This window comes from Blautia sp. BCRC 81119, assembly GCF_003184505.1.
Lineage (GTDB): Bacteria > Bacillota > Clostridia > Lachnospirales > Lachnospiraceae > Blautia_A > Blautia_A fusiformis.
This window is the reverse complement of sequence record NZ_QJHD01000017.1, coordinates 44,110-69,195: the sequence shown is the minus strand read 5'-3', so window position 1 is coordinate 69,195 and position 25,086 is coordinate 44,110. Positions and strand designations below refer to the sequence as shown.

Below are 25,086 nucleotides of genomic sequence, written 5' to 3'. Positions count from 1 at the left end.
TCTGCCTGTTTTACGGACACATCGGAATCTGTTTCAGTCCTTCGTTCTCGTCAAATCCAAACATCAGGTTCATGTTCTGAACAGCCTGTCCTGCTGCACCCTTTACCAGGTTGTCGATAGCGCCCATCATGATGACTCTCTTTGTTCTCGGATCGATCTTGAAGTTCACGTCCACAAAATTGCTGCCTTCTACATTTCTTGTCTGCGGGCATACATCCTTGTTCAGGACACGTACAAAGAACTCGTCTTTATAATATTTGTCATAGGCTGCTTTTACTTCCTCGTAGGTAACATCCTTGGTCAGGGAGGCATATGCTGTTACCAGGATTCCACGGTTCATCGGAACAAGATGCGGGGTAAAGTTGATCATCACTTCCTGTCCGCATGCATATCCAAGCTGATCCTCGATCTCCGGTGTATGTCTGTGTGTGGCAACACCGTAAGCTTTGATGCTCTCGTTTACCTCACAGTAGAGATTCGGAACCTTGGCTCCTCTTCCTGCTCCGGAGGTTCCGGACTTGGCATCAATGATAATGGTATTCGGATCAATGAGGCCTTCCTTTAACAGCGGATAAATAGACAGTGTGGAGCATGTCGGATAGCATCCCGGGTTGGCGATCAGCCTTGCCTTTTTAATATCCTCACGGTTGATCTCGCAGAGACCATAAACAGCTTCCTCGATAAACTGCGGAGCCTTGTGCTCGATCCCATACCACTTCTCATATTTTTTTACATCTTTAATACGGAAATCTGCGCTTAAGTCGATCACCTTACATTTGGAAAGGATTTCTTCATTAATAAGGGATGCACAAAGGCCCTGTGGTGTTGCGGTAAAGATCACATCCACCTCATCTGCAAGTGCAGCCATGTTGTCATCCATACATTTGGCATCCACCAGCCTGAAAAAGTTCTGATAAATATCTGCATACTGCTGATCTATGTAGCTTCGGGAGCCGAACCATTTGATCTCAACGTCCTTGTGTCCAAGAAGAAGTCTTACGATCTCATTTCCTGCGTATCCTGTCGCACCGATAATTCCTGCTTTAATCATCTTTCACATTCCTCCTCTGCCATTTTCCTACGGCTTAATACACCCTGCAGAAGCGCTTGCTATTCTTATTTATGCCTCTTTTTTATGTCTTCTGATATCTGAACCTTCTGCACAGGTCAGACGGACATCTTAAACCTGTCTGTACTGCCAGCTCATATGTCCATCTTATCAATGGATAGATTATACATCTTCTCTGCATATTATGCAATAGTCATTTTCTTTGATTTTTCACGGTCTTTTCTGTTTTTCCTGTATTTTCTTATAATATCGCCTACTTTTAGATGTATTTTTATGCAAAATTTTTTTCATATTTTTCAAATTATCTCTTGCATATTTATAAAATCTGGTGTATATTAAGCCATGTCGACAGGACAGCCGAAAATTTTGTTTTGTTGTACATGAATATTTATTCACTCTGGTAAAGTTATAAAACAGCATAATTTTTTTCCAGATAACGTAAAAAAATTCACCGTCCCGGAAATGTCCGGAGCGATACAAAATCAAAAAAATCCCAGGAGGACATATATTATGAAAGAAAAAGTTGTTTTAGCGTATTCCGGTGGTCTTGATACCACAGCCCTGATCCCGTGGCTGAAAGAAACCTTTGATTATGACGTTGTCTGCTGCTGTGTAAACTGCGGACAGGGAAACGAGCTGGACGGTCTTGAAGAGAGAGCAAAAATGTCCGGTGCTTCCAAATTATATATCGAGGATATCGTCGATGAGTTCTGCGATGATTTCATCATGCCGTGTGTAGAGGCTGGTGCTGTATACGAGCATTCCTATCTTCTCGGAACTTCCATGGCTCGTCCGGTCATTGCCAAGAAGCTGGTTGAGATCGCACGTAAAGAGGGTGCCGTTGCTATCTGCCATGGTGCTACCGGTAAAGGAAATGACCAGATCCGTTTCGAGCTTGGCATCAAGGCTCTCGCTCCGGACATCAAGATCATTGCTCCATGGCGTATGACAGATCTGTGGACCATGCAGTCCCGTGAAGATGAGATCGAGTTCTGTAAGGCTCATGGCATCACTCTTCCATTTGATGCAAACCACAGCTACAGCCGTGACAGAAACCTCTGGCACATCAGCCATGAGGGACTTGAGCTTGAGGATCCATCCCAGGCTCCGAACTATGATGACATGCTTGTATTAAGTGTAACACCTGAGAAGGCTCCGGATAAAGAAACTGAGATCACCATGACATTCGAGCAGGGTGTTCCGAAAACACTCAACGGAAAAGCAATGAAGGTTTCCGAGATCATCACAGAGCTGAACAAGCTTGGCGGTGAGAACGGCATCGGTATCGTTGACATTGTTGAGAACCGTGTTGTTGGTATGAAATCCCGTGGCGTTTATGAAACTCCTGGCGGAACGATCCTGATGGCAGCACATGACCAGCTTGAGGAGCTGATCCTTGACCGTGAGACAATGGAAGCCAAGAAAAAGCTTGGCAGCCAGTTTGCACAGGTTGTTTACGAAGGAAAATGGTACACACCTCTCCGTGAGGCTATCCAGGCATTTGTTGAGTCCACTCAGAAATATGTTACCGGTGAGGTTAAATTCAAGCTTTACAAAGGAAACATCATCAAGAATGGTACAACCTCTCCGTACAGCCTTTACAATGAGTCTCTTGCTTCCTTCACAACCGGTGATATGTATGATCATCATGATGCAGACGGATTCATCACTCTGTTCGGTCTGCCGCTGAAGGTTCGTGCCATGAAGCTTGCAGAAGTTAAGAATAACCAGAATCAGAACTAATTTTGTTGAACATTGTTCCGACAGATCATAAAAATGCCCCGGGAAGCTATATAAGTTCCCCGGGGTCTTTTGTTATATACTGCTTTGATCACATAATACCTAATAAACGAAAGGATTTTTTATCATGAACTCACAGAAAATGCCTCTGAAAAATTCTCTCTGCCTGCTTCTGGCCGCAACGATCTGGGGAATCGCCTTTGTTGCCCAGAGTGTGGGCATGGAATATGTCGGCCCCTTCACCTTCAACGGCGTCCGTTCCCTGATCGGCGCCGCTGTCCTGGTTCCGGTGCTCTTTATCCTGAACCGTTCCGGAAATAAATCCTCTGCTGCCACAGACTCCGCAATACCGGAATCCTCATCAACACCTTCAGAAAAAGCTGTATCCCCCACGCCATATAACAGCCGTGACCTGTGGCTGGGCGGCATTGCCTGCGGATTTGCTCTTTTTGCTGCCAGCAACTTCCAGCAGTTTGGCATCCAGTACACAACAGTAGGAAAAGCCGGCTTCATCACCGCCTGTTACATTGTCATCGTCCCGATCATTGGAATTTTCCTGAAAAAGAAATGCAGTCCCTTTATATGGGCAGCCGTTGTCATGGCACTGGTCGGACTTTATCTTCTCTGCATCACAGACGGATTTTCCATTGGCCTCGGAGATATTCTGGTGCTGGTATGTGCTTTTCTCTTTTCCCTGCACATTCTGGTGATTGACTATTTTTCCCCGAAGGCAGACGGTGTAAAGCTTTCCTGTATCCAGTTTCTTGTCTGCGGGATCCTGTCCATGATCCCGGCACTTATTCTGGAACATCCGCAGATTTCTTCCATTCTCACTGCCTGGCTGCCGATCCTGTATGCCGGTGTGATGTCCTGCGGTGTTGCCTACACCCTGCAGGTCGTAGGCCAGAAAAATGTGAATCCCACCGTTGCTTCTCTGATCCTTTCTCTTGAATCCTGCATCTCCGTGCTTGCAGGCTGGGTGCTCCTGGATCAAAAGCTTTCCATAAAAGAGCTTCTTGGATGTGTCATCATGTTTGCAGCCATCATCCTGGCCCAGCTGCCAGAAAAAGAAAAAGATAATAAATAAAAAACAGGCAGCCGGTTTGGTATTTTACCTTCCGGCTGCCTGTCTGCATGTTTCTTATTCTGCTGCTTCTTCTTTCTTAATGAAGTTATTATAATGTGCCTTGATCTTCTCAAAGCTCTCCTGACTGATGTCGTGCTCCATCTTGCAGGCATCCTCCATTGCGATCTCTGCCGGAACCCCAAGTCCCTCCAGCATCCTGGCAAGAACAATGTGACGCTCATAAATCTGATTGGCGATCTCCGCCCCCTTCTCCAGAAGTGTCACGGTACCGTAACGGTCCATGGCAATATAACCATCCTCACGAAGAAGCTTCATTGCGTGACTGACGCTTGGCTTGGAAACACCAAGTCTGGTCGCAATATCAATGGAACGAACTCCTCCTCCTTTTTTGGATAAAACCAGAATTGATTCAAGATAATCCTCCGCTGACTGTCTGATCTCCATATAAAATCCTCCCTGCAAAAATTTAACTCTATATAGACCCTCTAAAGGGACCTGAAGCCCATTCTTTCCCTGTTCTACAGGCGAATATTAACTTTTAATATACCGCTTAAAGGATGTTGTGTCAAGCATTTCGCACATGTTTATCTTGACATTAAAAATAATTTCCCCGATAATAGTAGCTGAACAATATATCTGTTCTATAGCAGCCCGGAATCCTTTCCAGTAGTGCTGTCTTTTGAACAGTAAAGAAAGGAGATTTTTTATGCTCAAAACCCTTCTGGCCCAGGTCAGGGAGTTTAAAAAGGCATCGTTTCTCACGCCTTTTTTCATGATCCTGGAAGTTCTCTTTGAGACTCTGATCCCCCTGGCCATGGCTTCCATCATTGATAAGGGTGTGGAAGCCGGAAATATCGGCCATATCTATCGGATGGGTGCAGTTATGGTAGCTCTTGCCCTGTGCGGACTCTGGTCCGGCGTCATGGGAGGAAAATACGGAGCACTGGCCTCCACAGGCTTTGCCAGAAACCTCCGAAAAGCCATGTACACCAACATCCAGACCTTTTCTTTTTCCAACATCGACAAATACAGCACTGCCGGCCTGATCACCCGTCTTACCACAGATGTGACCAACCTGCAGAACGCCTATCAGATGATCCTTCGTATGTGTACCCGTGCACCGGCCAGTCTGATCTGTGCCATGGTCATGGCATTTCTTATCAACGCAAAGCTTGCAAGCATCTACCTTGTCGCTGTTATCTTCCTGGGAGGCTGTCTGATCTTTATCATGCAGAAGGCCACTGTATACTTCCAGGCCGTATTCCGTAAATACGACGACCTGAACGCAAGTGTCCAGGAAAACATCGGCGCTGTACGCGTTGTCAAGGCCTATGTCCGCGAAGACTACGAGATCAGCAAATTCCAGAAAGCCTGCAACAAAGTATACGAAATGTTCTTAAGTGCTGAGAAGATCGTTGTCATGAACATGCCCCTGATGCAGTTTACCGTTTATGCCTGTATCCTGGGGATCAGCTGGCTCGGCGCCAAAATGATCGTAGGCAGCTCCCTTACTACCGGTGAGCTTATGAGCCTTCTCACCTACTGCATGAACATTCTCATGAGCCTTATGATGCTTTCCATGGTTTTTGTTATGGTGACAATGAGTATTGCCAGCGCAGAGCGTGTTACGGAAGTCATCAATGATACTGCTGACATCACAGATCCGGAGGATCCGGTAACAGATGTCCCAGACGGAAGTATCGTCTTCGATCATGTAAATTTCAGCTATAAGAAAGACAGTCAGGAACCCGTTCTGAAGGATATCAATCTCTCGATCCGCTCCGGCGAGACCATAGGGATCATCGGCGGTACCGGAAGTGCAAAATCCAGCCTTGTCAACCTGATCAGCCGTCTTTATGACGTAACGGATGGTTCTGTTTCCGTAGGAGGCATCGATGTCCGTAAATACCATCTGGAATCTCTCAGAAATCAGGTTTCCGTTGTTCTTCAGAAGAATGTACTCTTCTCAGGAACCATTCTGGAAAACCTCCGATGGGGTGACAAAAATGCCACTGAGGAGGAATGCCGCCGCGCATGCCAGCTTGCCTGTGCCGATGATTTCATCGAAAAAATGCCAGACAAATACAATACCTTCATTGAACAGGGCGGCTCCAATGTTTCCGGAGGCCAGAAGCAGCGTCTCTGTATTGCCCGCGCTCTTCTGAAGAAGCCGAAGATACTGATCCTGGATGACTCCACCAGTGCAGTAGATACTGCCACAGATGCAAGGATCCGCCGCGCTTTTGCTGAGGAGATCCCGGATACCACCAAGCTGATCATCGCACAGCGTGTTTCCAGCATCCAGAACGCGGACCGGATCATCGTTATGGATAACGGTGAGATCAACGGTTTTGGTACCCACGAGGAGCTTCTTAAGACCAACGCCATTTATCAGGAAGTATTTCATTCACAAACCGGCGGCGCCGGTGATTTTGACGAGGGAGGTGAGCCGGCTTGAAAAAACAGAACATGAAAGGCCCGGGCGGTCCTGGCCCAAGGGGTATGGGAACACCGGAGCAGCCGGGAAAGCTTCTGGGACGCCTTGCCCGTTATATCTTTAAAAACTACAGTATCCATATCGTGATCGTGGTGATCTGCATTTTTGTCAGTGTTCTTGCCAATGTACAGGGAACCATGTTCATGAAAACCCTGATCGACCAGTATATCACACCGCTTCTCTCAGCAGATACACCGGATTTCGGGCCTCTGGCTGCAGCCATCGCACGTGTGGCATGCTTTTACGCCATTGGTGTTATTGCCACCTATACTTATAACCGTATCATGATCAATGTTTCCCAGGGAACCTTACGTAACCTCCGAAACGATATGTTTGCAACGATGGAAACGCTTCCCATCAAATATTTTGACACTCACGCACACGGCGATATCATGTCCATCTACACCAACGACATTGATACCCTGCGCCAGATGATCAGCCAGAGCTTTCCGCAGCTGCTTTCCAGTGTGATCACCATCGTCAGTGTTCTTGTAAGTATGCTGATCCTGAATGTTCCGTTTACTGTAGTTACCTTGCTTATGGTTGCCATTATGATGACTGCCAGCCGGAAGCTTGCGGGCTTAAGCGGAAAATATTTCCTGGAGCAGCAGACCAACCTTGGTATTGTCAATGGTTATATCGAAGAGATGATGGAGGGTCAGAAGGTTGTCAAGGTCTTCTGCCATGAGGACGAAAGCATCCGGAAATTCGATGAACTGAACGACCAGCTTTTCACCAGCGCAGACAATGCAAACCGTTTTGCCAACATCCTGATGCCTGTGGTCGCACAGCTTGGAAATGTCAGCTATGTGATCTGCGCCATGGCGGGCGGTATCCTTGCTATCAACGGCATCGGCAGCTTCACACTTGGCGGGCTTGCCAGCTTCCTGACCTTCAATAAGAGCTTCAACATGCCTATCAACCAGGTCAGCCAGCAGTTCAACAGTATTGTTATGGCTCTTGCAGGTGCAAAACGTATCTTTGATCTTCTGGATGAAAAACCGGAAGTGGATGAAGGCTACGTTACTCTCGTCAATGCAAAAGAGGAAAACGGTGTTCTTACCGAATCCGACAAACGTACCGGCCGCTGGGCATGGAAGCATTTCCACAAAGCTGAGGGTACCACTGATTATATCGAGCTGAAGGGTGATATGGTCCTGGAGGATGTAGACTTTGGTTATAATTCCAACAAGATCGTTCTCCATGACATCAACATGTATGCACAGCCAGGCCAGAAGATCGCTTTTGTAGGCTCCACCGGCGCCGGAAAAACCACCATTACCAATCTTCTGAACCGTTTTTACGACATTCAGAAGGGTAAGATCCGTTATGACGGCATCAACATCACCAAGATCAAAAAAGATGATCTCAGACGCTCCATGGGCATCGTTCTTCAGGATACCAACCTGTTCACAGCAACCGTTATGGAAAATATCCGCTACGGAAAGCTGGATGCCACAGATGAGGAGGTTATCGCAGCAGCAAAGCTTGCCAACGCCGACGGTTTCATCCGCAGGCTTCCGCAGGGTTATAATACCCTTCTCCGCGGAAACGGTGCAAACTTAAGTCAGAGCCAGCGACAGCTTCTCTCCATTGCCCGTGCAGCCGTTGCAGACCCGCCCGTCCTGATCCTGGACGAGGCCACCAGCTCCATTGATACCCGTACCGAAAAGCTTGTACAGGATGGTATGGATAAGCTGATGGAAGGCAGGACGACCTTTGTGATCGCCCACAGACTTTCCACAGTACGCAACAGTGACTGCATCATGGTCCTGGAGCAGGGACACATCATCGAGCGTGGTTCCCACGAGGAGCTGCTTGCACAGAAGGGCCGGTATTATCAGCTGTATAACGGCTGATCCAGGCTCACAGTTATTTTCGATCTAAAATATTCAATACCAAAAACATGCAGGGTGTATCTTTTCTGATAGTCCTGCATGTTTTTTTATGCTATAATCTTTGATTGAAATCTATTTTTCCGGAAAGGAGTCTCCGTATTTTTATATATGAAACAAACTGAAGAATATTACTACGGCAAAATGTCGAAAGATAAACAAAACGTGTACCGTGCAATGCTTCACGGGCTTATGGAGCTTTCCGACGAGTTCCTGATCCCGCAGGTACCAACCACCGATGGAAACTGGCTCTATGATGTATTTTTCCAGCTTCGTCTGGATCACCCGGAGATTTTCTGGGCTGTGGGGTTTAAATACCGTTATTACAAGGACTCGCCAAATCTGATACTGATTCCTGAATATATCTTCGACAAAAATAAAATCCGGGAGCATCAGAAAGCCCTGGGAGCCCGCGTAGACAAGCTTGTGCGCACCGCCATGAAGTTTTCCGAGTGGGATAAGGAAAAATATGTCCATGACTTCATCTGCGAAAATATCCGCTACGACAAACTGAAAAAGCCATATTCCCACGAGATCATCGGGCCTCTGGGCCATGGTGTCGGTGTCTGCGAGGGAATCGCCAAATCCGTAAAGGTCCTCTGTGATGCCCTTGGTGTATGGTGTATTATCGCCATCTGCGGGAACAATCCGGAAAAAGGGATCAAATACCGTCATACCTGGAACATCGTCCGGATCAACGGACAGTACTATCATCTGGATGCCACCTTCGATAATACTCTGGGCAAAAACGAAGACGGCTTAACCAGTATCCGTTACGATTATTTTAATCTGGATGACAAAAACATCTTCCGTGACCATGAACCACTGATCGCTCCGGCACCTCCCTGCCCGGATGGAAACCACTTTTATTACCGTGAGAAAAAGCTATCCTTCACCAAATTGGAAGACGTATACAAACGTGCCCTCCAGGCCGCAAAAAAAGGCCGCGAATTCACCTTCCACTGGCGAGGCGGATATCTCACCCGTGAAGTCCTCGCAGACCTTGTAGATCAGATCCAGGCCGCAGGAAAGACACGGGACAAAAAAGCCATCATCACACTCAACTGGCCTCAGGCTGTACTTCGATTTCATTTTGTGGAACAGCAGGCGGAAGGGAAGGTGTTTATTGAGGAAGTGAATGAAGGGGAGAAACTGTAGGGTCATTTATCAGGCGGTTATTCTGATTCAATGTAGATGACAGCTTGATTCAGTTAAAAATTTCTATAGTAAGAATGCTACAGACATATTGCTCATGATCTGTAGCATTTCTGTCCTGGATGTTACATAAGTGTCCATAATAAAAAAGACCTTCCATAAATTCAAAATTTACAGAAAGTCTCTCTCTTTTCTAATGCGGATAACAGGACTTGAACCTGCACGGTTGCCCACTGGTACCTAAAACCAGCGCGTCTGCCAATTCCGCCATATCCGCATATTCAATTATATTTTCATCCTGTCTGATGATAAAAAAATAACGGAAAGCAAATGCTTTCCGCTAATGAGGCATCGGGGATTCGAACCCCGGACAACTTGATTAAAAGTCAAGTGCTCTACCGACTGAGCTAATACCCCATAAAAAGGACTGGGCTAGCTGGATTCGAACCAGCGAATGCAGCAGTCAAAGTGCTGTGCCTTACCGCTTGGCGATAGCCCAATGGGCGAAGGGTGGATACAGGGATTCGAACCCTGGGCCTCCAGAGCCACAATCTGGCGCGCTAACCAACTGCGCTATACCCACCACAACGTGCCTGAAGGGATTCGAACCCCCGACCCACGGCTTAGAAGGCCGTTGCTCTATCCAGCTGAGCTACAGACACATGCTCTCTTCTCAGAGAAGCGGGTGATGGGAATCGAACCCACGTATCCAGCTTGGAAGGCTGGTGTTCTACCATTGAACTACACCCGCATGCTTGCGGTAATAAGTTTACAGCAGTCGGGGTGACAGGATTCGAACCTGCGGCCTCCTGGTCCCAAACCAGGCGCTCTAGCCAAGCTGAGCCACACCCCGATGTACCATTTACTTATGGTTTTTATTAAGTTGTTGTCGTCTTCGTTTGTGTTTCGTTTTCGTTTCCTGCCTGACGACAAGTGATATTATATTATAGCAATCTACAAATGTCAACACCTTTTTTGAATTTTTTTAAAAAAACTTTTTTTCACGTTTTTTCCGCCTATTTAAAGGTTTTCTTGTCATTTGCGACTGGCTTATGGTATCATGAAACCATAATTAAAGTCAAGAAAAAAAGCAAATAATAAGGAGATGTTTTTACATGGATATAAAATTATTTCAGCAGAAGCTTAATGACATCTGTGCCATCGCTGAGGAAAACAATAAGCAGCTCTCCCAGCAGCAGATCCGTGACCATTTCGATGAATCGGATCTGAGCACTTCACAGCTTGTAAAGATCCTGCAGTATCTCAAATTAAAGGGGATCACCATCGAAGGCGCCGATGAAGCTGCCAGCGCTGCCAGAGCAGATGCTGTTTCATCCGAATCCAGCGACAAGGACGAGCTTCCGGGTACCCGTGCTGCTCTTACTGCCGAGGAACAGGCTTATCTCAGTGACTATATGGAAAGCTTTTCCCCGGAAGGACTTGATCCGGATGATCTTGCGTCCCTCTTTCAGGCCTTTGCAAAGGGAGACACTGTTGCCGAAGGTGCACTGACACAGTTCTACATGGCTCAGGCAGCCCAGATGGCCGCTGAACTGAACTGTGAGGAAATCCACCTGGCCGATCTCATTCAGGAGGCAAATCTGGCCCTTCTGGCGTCTCTCAAAGAGACTGACCCACAGGAAAAAAACGATACCTGGATGCGTGGTCGTATCCGCAGTGGGATCCTTCATGCCATCGAGGAACAGACACAGCAGAAATTCCGTGACGACTATCTGGTATCCAAGGTAGAAAACCTGGAGGCTGCGGTTAAAGAACTCACAGACGATGATGACGCCACCAAATTCACCATTGATGAGCTTGCCGTGATCCTGGATATGAATGTGGATGAGATCCGGGATGTACTTCGCCTTACCGGAGATGATAAATAAAGCTTTCTTCATATTCTTCACAAAAACGGGTCTGACATAGCTTGTCAGACCCGTAATCTTAATATTCTTTATGCTTTTTCTTCCCGTTTCAACTCCGCCGGTTCTGCCAGATGGATCTTTCCTTCCCGAAATATGTGGATAAATACCTCCGCCATATCCGGATCGAACTGTTTTCCTTCCTCTTCTCTTATGATCCGAAGAGCTTTTTCCGCTGGCATCAGTTCTTTATAACAACGTTTGGATGTCATGGCATCAAAGGAATCTGCGATGCAGAGGATCCTTGCAGATGCCGGGATATCTTCTCCCGCGATCCTCCTTGGATAGCCGTTTCCGTCATAACGTTCGTGATGACCGATAACCGCAGGGATAACATAATCCAGCGACGGAAGGTGACGGATGATCCCGATGGACGCTTCCACATGACCTTTCATGATCTCATACTCTTCATCCGTAAGCTTGCCTTCTTTATTCAGGATATGCTCCGGGATCCCGATCTTTCCAACATCATGAAGAAGCGCCGCCTGACGGATGATCTCCACCATTTCCGTTGTATAGTTCAGCGCCTTCGCAAGACTTGTTGCGTAATAAGCCACATTGTTGGAATGTCCGAAGGTATAATGATCTTTGGTATCAATGGCTGCAGTCAGCGCATAGATCGTGGATTCATAGGACTGATAAATATGTTCATGATCGGATTTCTTACCAGCATTTTCTTCATCCAGGCTTTCCTTCAGCATGGTGTCAAAAATCTCGATGCCGTTTTTACCGCTGCGCTTTACATGATATACTGCCAGATCCGCATTATCCAGGAGCTCCTTTGCTGAGCGTGCCGCATAAGGCGCCGCACTGATCCCCACGCTTACCGTAAGGATCTTCAGCTTGTAGTCTGCAGAATCGTTGCGCATATGCAGGATCTGCTTCTGTATGGATTCTGCCAGATTTCTGGCGGAAAAAATATCGTAATTTGGCATCAGGACCGCAAATTCCTTGGCACTGTGACGTGCCACATATCCCTGTTCTCCCACACTTGCCTGGATGATATCTGCCACCTTTCGAAGTGCAACATCTCCCTGCTGATTTCCGTACAGCTGATTGTACAGCTTGAAATCATCAATATTGAACAGGATCAATGCAAGCGAACCCTCTTTATTTTTTTCGTATTCCTCATCCAGGATCTCATAAAAATATTTCCGGTTCAGAAGGCCCGTCAGTTCATCGGTCCTTGCCTCAGTCCATGCCGCCTCATAAAGTCTGGCATTTTTGATGGCAATGGAAGCTACTGAGCTGACCGAAGACAGCATGGCAAGGTCATTATGGTTCAGATTCCTGTGTCCGTCACCGGAAATCGCAATGATCCCGGCCAGATCATCATTTTGTCGAAGACCTGCACAGTATTCGATACCCAGCTCTGAAAACATATGTTTTTCCGACTCCCACATGGATTTGTAGGCTGTGGAAGAACGAAAATCCCGGATCACCACACAGTCCTCATTTCTGGTAAGCCAGGTGACCACCGGATTATCTGCTTTCAGTGAAAAGGCCAGATCATTTAATGGACGGTCACTGTAAACTGCCTGATATTCCCCTGATTTTTTGTCCTTCAGACAAATATAGATCCGTCCTGCATTGGTAGTTTCCTTCAGCACATTTACCGTATTGCGCAGGATCTCTCCTACCCGGAGTGTCCTGGAAACCGACTGGCTGAAATCTTTCAGCTCCTGAGACTGCTGGATCTCTTTTTTGATAAAAACATTGTTCATCAGACATTTCCACAGCACGGTGACCAGCCATGCAGATATGAGAAAAACAAAAGAAAAGATCAGCACATGATACTCACTGGCTGCAGGGAGCAGCATTCGGATATAGCTCATCAGGTACGGTGAAAGATTGATAAACAGTACTACCGTCAGGACCACGCCCACACCAAAGCAAACCCCATCTGACGCAAGACGGCGCATCTGGAACAGCCGTCTTCTGGTCAGTGCATAAAGCATCAGGACAGCATTGATCAGGCCGCTGACAATATCGATGGGGAATCCGGAAAATGCCGGCACTGCCAGCGCAAGGTTTCCCACAAAAATGATCAGTATCCCCACAAGGATCGGTTCGATCTGTTTGCGGTATCCGGGATGTCTCCGGCATCCGCGGTACATGGTGATAAAGATCTGGATAATGGTGATCCCTGCCACCACAAAGAACAGAAGGAACCAGGGTGTGATCTTATAAACAAAATGCGCACCACCGTTTTTACGGATCAGATCCGGCCAGCGCAGGATGATCCCGCCCGGGATATTGATCGCAAAAAGCAGCATCATCAAAAACAATGGGATCTTGCTTTTTCTGCCCATACGCACTCCCATGAATTCGCTGATGAACACATAGTAAAAATATGGCAGAAACAGGATTCCTGCCAGAGACACATAATACCACAGGATGTAAGAGGGGCCTGCTTCCATACGCATCAGAAAAGAGCCCAGCGTCCAGCAGAGCATTCCTCCCAGCACACACATGAAACTGTTGATGATCCGGCTGCGCTTACCAGCCAGAAGAGTCAGTATCATAAATGTATAGAAAAAAACTGAAATGATTGAAAATGATATATAGCTTTCCATAGTTACTTCCTCATATTCCCGAATCCGATCTCATCCTGCAGTCTCAAAAGTTCCGCCACCTCATAATAAGGAGTGCTCATATGCCGTGGTTTCCGTCCTTTTCTGGACTCATACAGATGAAAGGTACCACAGCGCAGGATGGTCACCACAAGGGGATCCATTCCCAGGATTTTCTTCAGATCCCGGTAATCCTGATCGATATATTTGAAATACGTGGTCAGAAGTTCTTTCAGAATATCCGTGCTCATAGCCTGATACATCAGCGCTTCTTTTTTTACTTCTATATAAAGATGCAGATATGGGCGTTTTTTCTCATTATATTCTTTCACTGCGATCCAATCCGTAACCGGCTGCCCGGACAGCTGGATCACACTTTTGATACCGTTTTCCGAAATCCTGGTAAAGCCTGCGATATCAATGATCCACGGAACACGGTCTATGTACTCAAATCTTGGGATCTGTGTCCGATCCTCCTGGTTGGTAAGACCCACGCACCGATACATATCTCCCACACGGTACCTGGCAAAGGCTCCGCCCTTCAACACAGTGATCACAAGCTCATATTTCTCCCCGGGAACAACCTCATCCATAAGATAGGTCGGAGGAGTGAACGTGGGATCCTCATAATTATGGAGCATATCCTTTTCGGTGATAAATTCATAAAAGCAGGTATCCGGGAAAAAGTACATTCCGTTCCTGGTCCAGGTCTCGGTTCCTATAATGGAAGGTTCCGTTCCTGCAAAAAGCTCCATGGGCCGAACTCCCCACATTTCCTCCAGATCATCCTTATAGCACTGGTTGTCGGTTCCTGCCACCATAAATCCCTTCAGTTGAAAAAGGTCTTTCGGAAGAAGCTCCCGTTTCTCCTTCTTACAGATCTTTTTGGCATTCAGAATCCTTTTCAGCATCTTTGGTTTATACTGTAGAAGTTCCGAAAAGGAGATTTTGCTTTTTCCTGATGATACGCTTCCGGTGAGGCTCTGGCTTACTGCATAGGCCACACTTCCAAGTCCGAAGAAAAATTCCACGTCCTGTTTCATGGCCATCTTGAAGCCCTCTTTATTCCGCTCACCAAAGCTCATATTTACCGCATCTTCCACTTCCGGAAGAAAACGGATGTCGATATCTTCTTTCAGCGCCAGTGGAAAAAGGCCGGTAGCAAAAGGCAGCGGTGCCAGTCCGTAAAGGATCTTGTCCGTTTCCTCCACATCAAATTTGCCCTTTTCACGGCTTGTAGCTAATATGAGGCAGGCAACTACATTGTTCCTGTAGGTATCCAGCATACTTCTTGTGTATGGTGCTACCTTTATCGGATGGCGTCCGCCTTCCCAGGTCGTCTGTATCCAGATGATCGGATTCCCCGGAAGAGTTTCACTTCTCTTCTGGAGGAGCATATCCGCATAATCCTCATAAGTGGTAAGAGGTACCAGCCGACGGAACTCGTCGATCCCGGATGGTCTCCTGCCCTTCAGAATGCTTTTGCCCAGTTCACAGTCTGACCAGAGCTGGATCTGCTCTTCCATCAGGCGATTCTGGATCTTCATGTAATCCTGCATTGTCAGATCAAGAAATCCGCAATATTCTTTCCAGATAGCATCATACTGCTGTTTTCGAAGCTTTTCGCCAAGACTCACCGCCTTTTCCCCCCTTTTCGCCATGTTTTTATGCAGGCAGCTGTACTGTTTCGGTCTGGGATCAGAAAGGGAGTTGTCTGCTGATACGCTCCGTAATTACTGAATGTTTCCGGAAACACGATCCTGTCCTGGTAAAAAATGTACAATATGTTCCACACAATAAGGACCCCAAAAGCCCCCATTGCCTTCCCGGATCCCAGAAATCCGGCCAGGCAAAAATAAAATCCGGCGAACCACAGAACGCCAGGATGTCGGCAGAGTGCATAAACACCCTCTGTATAGGCCAGCCTTTCATGATTTTCTTTGACATATGTCTCATCAAAGGGCAGCGCAAAAAACAATGTATAGATCAACAGTCCCAGAAACAGGAGCGCTGCTGCCAGAAAAACAGCAGAAATAAAAAAAGAACTTCCCCGCCGCGGCCAGCAGTTCCGGATCACCAGACCTGTTGACACTGCGATCAGGAAACATCCTATGCTAAAAAACGGGTGGAGAAAGCTTTTTTTCAGTCGGATACTGTTATGATCATACAGGAAGCAGCATAAAAAGCCGATACTTCCTATAATAACCGCAGTCATGCGTATTTTCCCCCTTCATTTATGTAAAGCGGACCTTCTCATTCCGCTCTGCTGCATTCTCAGGAACGAGACCCATTCATGGTCAGTACCCTAAAGAATGCTCTATATTACTAGAAAACAACTACTTGTTCATTATATAGCACATAGCTGACTTTCGCAATCGTTTTTGACTAATATATGCTGAATATTGGCACAAATTTTATCAATTATGACAGTTTATTTGTTTTTTCTGCCGGAATCAGAGGTAACGGATCTCTACGTGCATTTCGCCCTTTCCATCTGTCTCCATTACTGCATAGCTTGGACGGCGTCCCCGTTGTCTGGGATAAGCCAGACTTCCGGGATTTACCAGAAGCACACCTGCTTCCTTTTCAACAACCGGTACGTGGATATGTCCGAAAAAAGCCGCATTGCATCCCCTTGAGCGGGCAGCTTCTGCCAGCTGATCAAAGGCCATGGATACACCGTAGTAATGACCGTGAGTTACCAGGATCTTATTTCCCTCGACCTCGATCACATCTTCTCTCGGAAGATCCGAGAAAAAATCATTATTTCCGGACACAATACTGCAGGGACATTCTGCAAGGGCTTCGATATAAAATTCTCTGCCTTCCACGTCTCCGCAATGTACCAGCATGTCAAAAGGAGCCTCCCGATTTATCGCGATCTCCAGGTTTTCATCTCTTCCGTGAGTATCGCTTACGATCAGCACCTTCATACAAGCTCTTCCTTTATAAGGCAAAGAGCTTTTCCACGATGGCTGATCCTGTTCTTTTCTTCCATGGAAAGCTCTGCGGAAGTACAGCCATATTCCGGAAGATAAAAGATAGGGTCATAGCCAAAGCCATTCTCCCCTTTTTCCTCGTAGCCGATGCGGCCTTCCATGGCAGCACGGACTGTCTTTCTTCTGCCATCCGGGAAAGCTGCCGCAATAGCACATACAAAACGTGCAGTACGTTTCTCATCAGGTACACCTTCCAGACGCTGGATCAGGTTTGCGTTTTTAATATGATAAGAAGTATCCTCACCCATATAGCGTGCGGAATAGATTCCCGGCTCTTTGTTCAGATAGTCGATCTCCAGACCGGAATCATCTGCCAGAACGATCTCGCCAGTCATTTTACTGATTGCTTCTGCCTTGATCATGGCATTTTCTTCAAAGCTTTTTCCATTTTCATCAATATCCGCATGGATCCCTGCATCCTTCAGGGAAAGGATCTCCAGAGAAGGATCCGCAAGTATCCTTCGGATCTCCTTCATTTTATCCTCATTTCCGGTAGCAAAAATGATCTTTTTCATTCTTTAATACTTCCTTTCTTCGGCGGACGTGGTCCAAGAAACTGGTAATAGTAGGTTTTCATCATTCCATTATAGATCTTACGGTTTTTATCTGCCTTTCGGCCGATGTCATTCTCTGCCTTGTCATAGGCAGTGATCAGATACATGGACCAGCGATCCAGCCCCTTATAGCTTTCACCGATCTCACGGTACAATGCAGGGAGATTGGATTTTTCTTCGATCCGCTCACCATATGGCGGATTTGTCACGATAAAACCAAAGGGTTTGGAATGGCGGAGTTCACTGACCGGGCGCTGCTGGAAATGGATCAGTCTGTCCACTCCTGCCATTTTTGCGTTGGCGCGTGCTGCCTTGATGGCAGCTGCATCGATATCAAAGCCCTGGATATCGGTTTCAATATCAAGATTTACACGTTCTCTGGCTTCTTCTCTTGCATCCTCCCAGCATTCCTTCGGGATCAGATGCTCCCAGCTCTCGGCCAGAAAATGACGGTTCAGTCCCGGCGCCATATCCGCTGCCATCATTGCCGCCTCAATAGGAAAGGTGCCGCTTCCGCAGAACGGATCGACAAGAATACGATCCTTTTTCCAGGGGGTGAGCATCAAAAGAGCGCTGGCAAGCGTCTCGGTGATAGGTGCCTTGACAGTCATCTGGCGATACCCTCTCTTATGGAGGGATACTCCTGAAGTGTCGATTCCGATCAGAGCTACGTCTTTCATAAAGGCCACACGGATAGGAAATTCCGGACCGTCTTCCGGAAACCAGGAAATCCCGTAGATGCCTTTGAGACGCTCTACAATGGCTTTTTTCATAATGGACTGGATATCAGATGGACTGAAAAGCTTACTTTTGATGGAGTTTGCCTTGGCTACCCAGAATTTACCGTTTTTCGGTATGTAATTCTCCCATGGGAGAGCCTTGGTCTTTTCAAAAAGCTCATCAAAAGTCTCGGCCTTTACTTCGCCTACTTTCAGAAGCACACGTTCTGTGGTACGAAGGAATAGATTGGCGTCTGCCACACCCTGGGCATCAGCCTCAAAGGTTACTCTTCCGTCTTCCACCCTGGTCACTTCATAGCCAAGATCCAGTATTTCACGCTTCAGCACCGCCTCTGTTCCAAAATGACAGGGCGCCGTTAATTCCCACAGATTCATAAAGTGATCTCCCGTACTGTATTTCCTTCAAAATCTTTAATGGTAAAAATTCCGTTCTCAAGAATTGCATAGGTCGGCGGGTTACCTTCCTTTGGAATGGATACGGAACCTGGGTTCAGAAGGATATAATTCCCCATATTTTCTGCCTTCAGCACATGTGTATGACCGTGGATCAGAATGTCTCCGTCCATCATCGGCGGAAGATTATCCTTATTATAGATATGACCGTGTGTGGCGTACATCGTTTTTCCTTCGATGGCAAGGATACAGTAATCTGCCATAACCGGGAAGTCCAGGACCATCTGATCCACCTCTGCCTCACAGTTTCCGCGTACTGCATAGATCTGGTTTTTTCTCTCATTTAAAAGGCGGATGACTTCCTTTGGTGCGTATTCCTTCGGAAGGTCATTTCTTGGTCCGTGATAAAGCAGATCTCCCAGAAGCACCAGTCTCTCCGCCTTCTCCTTGTCATATGCTTCCAGCATTTTCCGGCAGTAATATGCCGAACCATGTACATCGGACGCAAACATATATTTCATAAGCTTTTCTCCTTGTAATTTGTATTGGTTTTTATCTCTGTTCTTTACATTATCATGATTTCCTTTAAAATACAAGATTTGTTACAGATATGCATTCGCAATCTGATTTGATATTGTCCGTTTTTTTTATCCGCGCACAAGATTTCTCCCTCTGTAGGCTGCAAATCCACCAATCACGGACCTGGTACGACAGCCCTGTCTTGCCAGGCTCCGGGCAGCCTGCATGCTGGCGCCGCCGCGGTCGCAGTAAAATATCAGCAGCTTATCTTTGGGAAAACGATATTTCTGATCCTGTTTTTTCTCAAGATATTCCTCCAGCTCTCTGTATGGAATATTTACCGCGTTCCGGACATGTCCCCTTCTGTAGGCGGCAGAATCCCGGAGATCTATGATAACAGCGTCGCTGCGCTCCACATAATAATCCAGCATTTTTGCAGAGATAGTTTCGATCTGAAACATGGAAAAAATCTCCTCTTTTTGGTATATTATATGGAAGCTTCCGGGTGAATGTTCCCTTATATGTATTTAAGCGGGAAAAGCCATCTCTGACTTTTCCCGCTTTTCTTATCCTTTAATATCTGTCAGAGCCTCTGTCCTTCTCAGAATCATATTCATCGGAAATTTTGTTTCCGTAGCTGCTTTTGGAACTGTTTCTGGAAGAATTTCCCGAACTGTTCTTAGAGCTGTTTTTCCCGCAGTTTCTGGAAGCACTTTCCCCGTGATTTTTTCCTGCATAATTAGACTCATTTCTGTCTGTTTCGTAATTTTTCGCCATTTGAATTACCTCCTGATGAAGTTGATTTTACGGCTTTCCCAAGCTTTCTGCCGCTTTTTATTACAGGAAATAGTATCCCAAAAAGTTTGGAGATTATTCGCCAAAATCATATTGCTTTTTTTTCCAGTTTATATTATAATCATTCTTGTAAAAAGAATTTACCCTTCAAAAATTTTTTTTACATAACCCCTTATTTAATTATTTATACTCCCCTCGAAACACCCGGTAGCTCCCCTACCGGGTGTTTCTCTATACAAAAACAAGCCGCCGGATGACGATCACAGTCGCTCCGGCAGCTTGTTTTTTTATCCGTTGATCGGATTTACATGCACCATACAGTGCTTTACATCTTTGAATTTATTCTCGATCGTATGATGTACATTTTCCGCAATATCATGTGCATCAAAAAGGGAAATACTTCCATCTGCTGCGATCTCGATATCCACATACATCTTAGATCCGAAAAGACGGGTTTTAAGAAGGTCTACTCTTCTGACGCCCGGTACCTTGAGGATCTCTCTCTTCATGGATTCCTCAGTTTTTGCATCACAGGAATGATCTACCATCTTATCAATGGCATCCCTGAAAATGTCGATCGATGCCTTGGCGATCATAACGCAGATCACGATACTGGCGATCGGGTCCAGGATCGGGTATCCCAGTCTTGCACCTAAAATACCGACAAACGCTCCGATAGAGGAAAGTGCATCTGAACGATGGTGCCATGCATCTGCCATCAGGGCTCCTGAATTGATCTTCTTTGCAGCACCTCTTGTATACCAGAACATCCACTCTTTTACCACAATGGATACCACTGCTGCAATCAGTGCAAGTGTTCCCGGAATGGCAATGGTTCCGCCGGATGTGCTTTTTACGATATCACGGGCACCGGTAATTCCGATCCCGAGACCAGTGACAAGCAGCATTCCTGCAAGGACAATGGAAGAAACACACTCCATTCTTTCATGTCCGTACTGGTGCTCTTTGTCCGATTTCTTTGTAGAAAGACGGACACCGATAATTACGATGAAGGTGCTTCCCACATCTGATGCAGAATGAATGGCATCCGAGATCATCGCTCCTGAATGTGCCACAATACCTGCGATCAGTTTAAATACAGATAATAAAAGGTTTACCAGAATACTGATCCCGGATACCTTCATTGCTGTCTGCTGTTCCCATGAAGCTGTTTTTTCTGTATCATGTATAATTGTTTTGTTTTCTGTGTGTTCCATAAACAGGACCTCCTTTTAAATATATGATCAGGTTCTTCTTATGGCACAACATTTTCCGTGAAAAAACCGGCGGTTCCTTCACTACTCGCTGCAGTGCGATTTTCCGCCGGTGTTCTTTCTTTTATATATATGGATACCTCAACTTCTACCATCTGTACCATCCATATTTTTGCAGTAAAAAAGACATACCTGCGAAACATACACTGTCCCGCAGATATGTCTGAAAGCAAAGTCACATTCCATATCCGCTGCCGCTTCCTGCGGCCCGGCCCCATGCCTTCGGATTAATATTTTCGATTCCGAAAAGCATCGCCTGCTCAGTTTGTACTGTTGATCTCGCATCCTGTTCGAATGTAATGCAGTGCAAAGAGAATTTTTACAGTCTTACTGGTCTCCCGCTTAACTTCTCAGAAAGGATACACCATATGTCCTTTGTTAGTCAAGCCAAAGTTTTTTATTTTACAGGTAGATATCTTCAACTTTCTGTTTATTCCATGTCTGGAAACATGCTTCGCACTGCACAGTTCTATATCAAATAATAAATCCTCAGTTGTTTGTCAAAAAACCGGGAGCGGATAAATCCGCTCCCGGTTAAGTCTACGATCTGTATTCAGTTGGAATGACTGATTATGCCTGCGGGCCAGCTGCAACGAGTGCTTTACCAGCTGCATTTCCTTCATATTTAGCAAAGTTCTTAACGAATCTTGCAGCAAGATCTTTAGCCTTTGTCTCCCACTCTGCAGCATCTGCATATGTGTCACGTGGGTCAAGGATTGCAGGATCTACGCCCGGAAGCTCTGTCGGAACCTCGAAGTTGAAGAATGGGATCTTCTTTGTCGGAGCTTTAAGGATAGATCCGTCAAGGATAGCATCGATGATACCACGAGTATCTTTGATGGAGATACGTTTTCCAGTTCCATTCCATCCTGTGTTAACGAGGTATGCTTTCGCACCACTCTTCTCCATTCTCTTAACGAGCTCCTCAGCATATTTTGTCGGATGAAGCTCAAGGAATGCCTGTCCGAAGCATGCGGAGAATGTAGGAGTAGGCTCTGTGATTCCACGCTCTGTACCAGCAAGCTTAGCTGTGAATCCGGAAAGGAAGTAGTACTGTGTCTGCTCCGGTGTCAGGATAGATACTGGAGGAAGTACGCCGAATGCATCTGCGGACAGGAAGATAACCTCTTTCGCTGCCGGTGCAGAAGATACAGGGCGAACAATGTTCTCGATGTGGTTGATCGGATAAGAAACACGTGTGTTCTCTGTTACGCTCTTGTCAGCGAAGTCGATCTTGCCCTCAGCATCAAGTGTTACGTTCTCAAGAAGAGCGTTTCTCTTGATCGCATTGTAGATGTCCGGCTCAGACTCTTTGTCAAGGTTGATAACCTTAGCGTAGCATCCACCCTCGAAGTTGAATACTCCGTTGTCATCCCAGCCATGCTCGTCATCACCGATCAGAAGACGCTTAGGATCTGTGGAAAGTGTTGTCTTACCTGTTCCGGAAAGACCGAAGAAGATTGCTGTGTTCTCTCCGTTAAGGTCTGTGTTTGCAGAGCAGTGCATGGAAGCGATGCCCTTCAGCGGCAGATAGTAGTTCATCATGGAGAACATACCTTTCTTCATCTCTCCGCCGTACCATGTATTAACGATAACCTGCTCACGGCTTGTAATGTTGAACATTACAGCTGTCTCAGAGTTAAGTCCTAATTCTTTGTAGTTCTCAACTTTAGCCTTGGATGCGTTGTAAACAACGAAATCCGGCTCAAAGTTCTCAAGCTCCTCAGCTGTCGGCTGAATGAACATGTTTGTTACGAAGTGTGCCTGCCATGCAACCTCAACGATGAAACGGATAGCCATACGTGTGTCTTTGTTAGCTCCGCAGAATGCATCTACTACGAAAAGTTTCTTGTTGGAAAGCTCCTTCTTGGCAAGATCTTTAACTGCATTCCATGCTTCCTGAGTTGCCGGATGGTTATCGTTCTTGTACTCATCGGATGTCCACCAAACTGTGTCCTTGGAGTTCTCATCCATAACGATATATTTGTCTTTAGGGGAACGTCCTGTGTAGATACCTGTCATTACATTGACAGCACCAAGCTCACTGACCTGACCCTTCTCAAATCCTTCAAGCTCCGGTTTGGTCTCTTCCTCAAATAATGTCTCGTAGGAAGGATTGTACACGATCTCAGTTGTTCCGGTAATACCATACTTTGTTAAATCGATTTTTGCCATCTTAACATTTACCTCTCTTCTTTAATAGTAATTATGATAGCCACCTACTGCTGCAGGTTTTTGTCATCCTGCCATAGGAATTGGTCATTCCAACATCCCTATCCACAATTATACATAAATTGTACGTAAAAGCAACCAAAAAAATTCATTTTCCGCAAAAAAATGATAAATCTTTAACAGTGACGTTTTGGTACTGTCAGATTTTACTCCATCTATACTTGACTTTTTCAGAATAATGGCTACAATATATCTGATTATAGTTATTATATATATTTATAATAGTAACTATATGATTTTAATATATAGAAAGAAGTGATTTCTATGTCAGATATTCTGATCAAACGTAATCATATGGAAATCCCTTGGCACAACTACGTAAGTACCAAGAACAGCCAGCCCATTACCGAAGCTTCTCTTTCCGAAAAAGCTTCCCTGATCGGCCGTACAGGCATGATGCTTCTCTCCTGTGGGACCGGTGCCTGGCGGGTACGGAGTTCCATGAATACATTGTCAGAAGCACTTGGTATCACCTGTTCCGCAGATATCGGACTGATGTCTATAAGCTACACCTGCTTTGACGGTGAGAGCAGTTTTTCCCATGCACTTAGTCTGACTACCACCGGCGTAAATACTTCCAGACTGAACAGGCTGGAACATTTTGTCAGTGATTTTCCTGCGGAGGGTATCCATATGAGCGGTGAAGCACTGCACAGTCAGTTAGATGAGATCGAGCGGATCCACGGGCTTTATTCCCCTGCCGCCCTGGGACTGGCTTCTGCACTGGCCTGTGGTGCATTTACTTTTCTTCTGGGCGGTGGCCCGCTGGAAATGATCCTGGCTTTTGCAGGCGCAGGCATCGGAAACGCCATCCGCTGCAAGCTTGGCAAGCATCATTTTACTCTGTTTATGTGCATTGCAGTTTCTGTTTCCTCCGCCTGTCTTGTATATGCAGGCTTCCTGAAGCTGGCAGAGCTTCTGTTCCACATTTCCGTCCAGCATGAGGCCGGGTACATCTGTTCCATGCTGTTTATCATTCCGGGCTTTCCGTTTATCACAAGCGGGATCGACCTTGCCAAGCTGGATATGCGTTCCGGTCTGGAACGACTGGCCTACGCCATTATTGTTGTAATGGTGGCTGCTGTCTCTGCCTGGCTGATGGCACTGCTTCTTCATCTGAAGCCTGTGGATTTCCTGCCTCTGGAGCTTTCGGCAGCTCAGAGGATCCTGTTCCGGCTTCTGGCAAGCTTCTGCGGGGTATTCGGCTTTTCGGTCATGTTCAACAGCCCTGTCCGTCTAGCCGCAGCTGCCGCCTTCATCGGCGCACTGTCCAACACTTTGCGTCTGGAGCTTGTTGATCTTGCCGGTTTCCCACCTGCTGCCGCGGCTTTTTTCGGAGCACTGACAGCCGGACTTCTGGCCTCCCTCATTAAAACCAAAGTGGGATATCCCAGGATTTCCATTACCGTGCCATCCATTGTGATCATGGTTCCCGGACTTTATCTCTACCGGGCAATCTACAATCTGGGGATCATGTCCCTGAATGTTTCCGCCTCCTGGTTTGCAGCTGCGATCCTGATCATCGTTGCTCTTCCCCTGGGCCTTATTTTCGCCAGGATCCTTACGGACAAAATGTTCCGCTACTGCACCTGACGGGCATACAAAAAGGACTGCTTTCTGTAGCTTCCGGTCATCAGCT

The 25,086-nt window shown here is 46.4% G+C and carries 20 protein-coding genes, 7 tRNA genes and 1 riboswitch; of the genes, 7 read left to right on the top strand and 20 right to left on the bottom strand.

Annotated features, from left to right (window positions below):
• Positions 1-10 precede the first annotated feature (10 nt).
• Complete coding sequence (argC, locus tag DMI82_RS11225; protein ID WP_110103318.1) at positions 11-1,051, bottom strand: N-acetyl-gamma-glutamyl-phosphate reductase; 1,041 nt, start codon at positions 1,049-1,051, stop codon at positions 11-13.
• Between the two features lie 528 nt (positions 1,052-1,579).
• Between argC and DMI82_RS11215 the strand changes: the two genes are divergently transcribed.
• Together DMI82_RS11215 and DMI82_RS11210 are read left to right on the top strand one after the other, a co-directional pair.
• Positions 1,580-2,812 (top strand): argininosuccinate synthase, encoded by a 1,233-nt coding sequence (locus tag DMI82_RS11215; protein ID WP_110103316.1) that lies wholly within the window; start codon positions 1,580-1,582, stop codon positions 2,810-2,812.
• A gap of 139 nt (positions 2,813-2,951) precedes the next feature.
• The gene (locus DMI82_RS11210) at positions 2,952-3,896 is read left to right on the top strand and encodes a DMT family transporter (RefSeq protein ID WP_059086991.1); all 945 of its coding nucleotides are present in this window, start codon (positions 2,952-2,954) and stop codon (positions 3,894-3,896) included.
• A gap of 54 nt (positions 3,897-3,950) precedes the next feature.
• Here the strand turns inward: DMI82_RS11210 and DMI82_RS11205 are convergent, their stop codons facing one another.
• Positions 3,951-4,340, bottom strand: a complete 390-nt coding sequence (locus DMI82_RS11205) for a metal-dependent transcriptional regulator (protein ID WP_015526009.1) — start codon at positions 4,338-4,340, stop codon at positions 3,951-3,953.
• 262 nt (positions 4,341-4,602) lie between these two features.
• Between DMI82_RS11205 and DMI82_RS11200 the strand changes: the two genes are divergently transcribed.
• From DMI82_RS11200 to DMI82_RS11190, 3 genes are all read left to right on the top strand, one after another.
• The gene (locus tag DMI82_RS11200; RefSeq protein ID WP_059086791.1) at positions 4,603-6,354 is read left to right on the top strand and encodes an ABC transporter ATP-binding protein; all 1,752 of its coding nucleotides are present in this window, start codon (positions 4,603-4,605) and stop codon (positions 6,352-6,354) included.
• Positions 6,355-6,365: 11 nt separating this feature from the next.
• Positions 6,366-8,252: an ABC transporter ATP-binding protein gene (locus DMI82_RS11195; protein ID WP_110103341.1), complete on the top strand. Its 1,887-nt coding sequence runs from the start codon at positions 6,366-6,368 to the stop codon at positions 8,250-8,252.
• A gap of 147 nt (positions 8,253-8,399) precedes the next feature.
• Positions 8,400-9,446: a transglutaminase domain-containing protein gene (locus DMI82_RS11190; protein WP_059086789.1), complete on the top strand. Its 1,047-nt coding sequence runs from the start codon at positions 8,400-8,402 to the stop codon at positions 9,444-9,446.
• Positions 9,447-9,640: 194 nt separating this feature from the next.
• Here DMI82_RS11190 and DMI82_RS11185 read toward each other — a convergent pair.
• From DMI82_RS11185 to DMI82_RS11155, 7 genes are all read right to left on the bottom strand, one after another.
• A tRNA-Leu gene (locus tag DMI82_RS11185) sits at positions 9,641-9,720 on the bottom strand.
• Between the two features lie 67 nt (positions 9,721-9,787).
• Positions 9,788-9,860: transfer RNA gene (locus DMI82_RS11180), tRNA-Lys, on the bottom strand.
• Positions 9,861-9,870: 10 nt separating this feature from the next.
• Positions 9,871-9,942: transfer RNA gene (locus tag DMI82_RS11175), tRNA-Gln, on the bottom strand.
• Between the two features lie 10 nt (positions 9,943-9,952).
• Positions 9,953-10,026: transfer RNA gene (locus DMI82_RS11170), tRNA-His, on the bottom strand.
• A 5-nt stretch (positions 10,027-10,031) separates the two neighbouring features.
• A tRNA-Arg gene (locus DMI82_RS11165) sits at positions 10,032-10,105 on the bottom strand.
• Between the two features lie 18 nt (positions 10,106-10,123).
• Positions 10,124-10,194, bottom strand: a tRNA-Gly gene (locus DMI82_RS11160).
• Between the two features lie 27 nt (positions 10,195-10,221).
• Positions 10,222-10,296 (bottom strand) — tRNA-Pro (locus DMI82_RS11155).
• Positions 10,297-10,558: 262 nt separating this feature from the next.
• Between DMI82_RS11155 and DMI82_RS11150 the strand changes: the two genes are divergently transcribed.
• Positions 10,559-11,332 (top strand): hypothetical protein, encoded by a 774-nt coding sequence (locus DMI82_RS11150; protein ID WP_110103315.1) that lies wholly within the window; start codon positions 10,559-10,561, stop codon positions 11,330-11,332.
• A 68-nt stretch (positions 11,333-11,400) separates the two neighbouring features.
• Here DMI82_RS11150 and DMI82_RS11145 read toward each other — a convergent pair whose 3' ends face one another.
• From DMI82_RS11145 to pckA, 11 genes are all read right to left on the bottom strand, one after another.
• The gene (locus tag DMI82_RS11145; RefSeq protein WP_110103314.1) at positions 11,401-13,944 is read right to left on the bottom strand and encodes a histidine kinase N-terminal 7TM domain-containing diguanylate cyclase/phosphohydrolase; all 2,544 of its coding nucleotides are present in this window, start codon (positions 13,942-13,944) and stop codon (positions 11,401-11,403) included.
• Positions 13,945-13,946: 2 nt separating this feature from the next.
• Positions 13,947-15,578, bottom strand: a complete 1,632-nt coding sequence (locus tag DMI82_RS11140) for a GH3 family domain-containing protein (protein WP_110103313.1) — start codon at positions 15,576-15,578, stop codon at positions 13,947-13,949.
• Positions 15,575-16,156 carry a hypothetical protein gene (locus DMI82_RS11135; protein ID WP_110103312.1) on the bottom strand — a complete coding sequence of 194 codons (582 nt, stop codon included), beginning with the start codon at positions 16,154-16,156 and terminating at the stop codon, positions 15,575-15,577. Before DMI82_RS11135 ends, DMI82_RS11140 begins: the two co-directional genes overlap by 4 nt.
• 238 nt (positions 16,157-16,394) lie before the next feature.
• Positions 16,395-16,874 (bottom strand): metallophosphoesterase family protein, encoded by a 480-nt coding sequence (locus DMI82_RS11130; protein WP_021650292.1) that lies wholly within the window; start codon positions 16,872-16,874, stop codon positions 16,395-16,397.
• A complete protein-coding gene (locus DMI82_RS11125; protein WP_110103311.1) occupies positions 16,871-17,455 on the bottom strand; it encodes an XTP/dITP diphosphatase in 585 nt (194 codons plus the stop codon). The genes DMI82_RS11130 and DMI82_RS11125 overlap by 4 nt, the downstream gene beginning before the upstream one ends.
• Positions 17,452-18,609, bottom strand: coding sequence for a THUMP domain-containing class I SAM-dependent RNA methyltransferase (locus tag DMI82_RS11120; RefSeq protein WP_021650290.1), 1,158 nt, complete (start codon positions 18,607-18,609; stop codon positions 17,452-17,454). Before DMI82_RS11120 ends, DMI82_RS11125 begins: the two co-directional genes overlap by 4 nt.
• Entirely contained in the window at positions 18,606-19,148 is a 543-nt protein-coding gene (gene yfcE / locus DMI82_RS11115) for a phosphodiesterase (RefSeq protein ID WP_022426532.1), read from the bottom strand. The genes DMI82_RS11120 and yfcE overlap by 4 nt, the downstream gene beginning before the upstream one ends.
• Positions 19,149-19,274: 126 nt before the next feature.
• Entirely contained in the window at positions 19,275-19,607 is a 333-nt protein-coding gene (locus tag DMI82_RS11110) for a rhodanese-like domain-containing protein (RefSeq protein ID WP_015526020.1), read from the bottom strand.
• A 112-nt stretch (positions 19,608-19,719) separates the two neighbouring features.
• On the bottom strand, positions 19,720-19,923 hold the full coding sequence (locus tag DMI82_RS11105; protein ID WP_022426534.1) for a hypothetical protein: 204 nt from the start codon (positions 19,921-19,923) through the stop codon (positions 19,720-19,722).
• 305 nt (positions 19,924-20,228) lie between these two features.
• Complete coding sequence (locus tag DMI82_RS11100; protein WP_110103310.1) at positions 20,229-21,158, bottom strand: cation diffusion facilitator family transporter; 930 nt, start codon at positions 21,156-21,158, stop codon at positions 20,229-20,231.
• Between the two features lie 201 nt (positions 21,159-21,359).
• Positions 21,360-21,489, bottom strand: a riboswitch (NiCo riboswitch).
• A gap of 296 nt (positions 21,490-21,785) precedes the next feature.
• Positions 21,786-23,390, bottom strand: coding sequence for a phosphoenolpyruvate carboxykinase (ATP) (pckA, locus tag DMI82_RS11090; RefSeq protein WP_015526024.1), 1,605 nt, complete (start codon positions 23,388-23,390; stop codon positions 21,786-21,788).
• A 321-nt stretch (positions 23,391-23,711) separates the two neighbouring features.
• Here pckA and DMI82_RS11085 point away from each other — a divergent pair, with 321 nt between their 5' ends.
• The gene (locus DMI82_RS11085; protein ID WP_110103308.1) at positions 23,712-25,040 is read left to right on the top strand and encodes a threonine/serine ThrE exporter family protein; all 1,329 of its coding nucleotides are present in this window, start codon (positions 23,712-23,714) and stop codon (positions 25,038-25,040) included.
• Positions 25,041-25,086 lie beyond the last annotated feature (46 nt).

Excerpts from the sequence above, each read along its gene's own strand:
- DMI82_RS11150 (WP_110103315.1), top strand. The coding sequence starts at position 10,559 with ATGGATATAAAATTATTTCAGCAGAAGCTTAATGACATCTGTGCCATC.
- DMI82_RS11130 (WP_021650292.1), bottom strand. The coding sequence starts at position 16,874 with ATGAAGGTGCTGATCGTAAGCGATACTCACGGAAGAGATGAAAACCTG.
- DMI82_RS11215 (WP_110103316.1), top strand. The coding sequence starts at position 1,580 with ATGAAAGAAAAAGTTGTTTTAGCGTATTCCGGTGGTCTTGATACCACA.
- DMI82_RS11195 (WP_110103341.1), top strand. The coding sequence starts at position 6,366 with ATGAAAGGCCCGGGCGGTCCTGGCCCAAGGGGTATGGGAACACCGGAG.
- pckA (WP_015526024.1), bottom strand. The coding sequence starts at position 23,390 with ATGGCAAAAATCGATTTAACAAAGTATGGTATTACCGGAACAACTGAG.
- DMI82_RS11100 (WP_110103310.1), bottom strand. The coding sequence starts at position 21,158 with ATGGAACACACAGAAAACAAAACAATTATACATGATACAGAAAAAACA.
- DMI82_RS11205 (WP_015526009.1), bottom strand. The coding sequence starts at position 4,340 with ATGGAGATCAGACAGTCAGCGGAGGATTATCTTGAATCAATTCTGGTT.
- DMI82_RS11110 (WP_015526020.1), bottom strand. The coding sequence starts at position 19,607 with ATGTTTCAGATCGAAACTATCTCTGCAAAAATGCTGGATTATTATGTG.
- DMI82_RS11200 (WP_059086791.1), top strand. The coding sequence starts at position 4,603 with ATGCTCAAAACCCTTCTGGCCCAGGTCAGGGAGTTTAAAAAGGCATCG.
- DMI82_RS11125 (WP_110103311.1), bottom strand. The coding sequence starts at position 17,455 with ATGAAAAAGATCATTTTTGCTACCGGAAATGAGGATAAAATGAAGGAG.
- DMI82_RS11120 (WP_021650290.1), bottom strand. The coding sequence starts at position 18,609 with ATGAATCTGTGGGAATTAACGGCGCCCTGTCATTTTGGAACAGAGGCG.
- DMI82_RS11145 (WP_110103314.1), bottom strand. The coding sequence starts at position 13,944 with ATGGAAAGCTATATATCATTTTCAATCATTTCAGTTTTTTTCTATACA.
- DMI82_RS11085 (WP_110103308.1), top strand. The coding sequence starts at position 23,712 with ATGTCAGATATTCTGATCAAACGTAATCATATGGAAATCCCTTGGCAC.
- DMI82_RS11135 (WP_110103312.1), bottom strand. The coding sequence starts at position 16,156 with ATGACTGCGGTTATTATAGGAAGTATCGGCTTTTTATGCTGCTTCCTG.
- DMI82_RS11190 (WP_059086789.1), top strand. The coding sequence starts at position 8,400 with ATGAAACAAACTGAAGAATATTACTACGGCAAAATGTCGAAAGATAAA.
- DMI82_RS11210 (WP_059086991.1), top strand. The coding sequence starts at position 2,952 with ATGCCTCTGAAAAATTCTCTCTGCCTGCTTCTGGCCGCAACGATCTGG.
- DMI82_RS11105 (WP_022426534.1), bottom strand. The coding sequence starts at position 19,923 with ATGGCGAAAAATTACGAAACAGACAGAAATGAGTCTAATTATGCAGGA.
- argC (WP_110103318.1), bottom strand. The coding sequence starts at position 1,051 with ATGATTAAAGCAGGAATTATCGGTGCGACAGGATACGCAGGAAATGAG.
- yfcE (WP_022426532.1), bottom strand. The coding sequence starts at position 19,148 with ATGAAATATATGTTTGCGTCCGATGTACATGGTTCGGCATATTACTGC.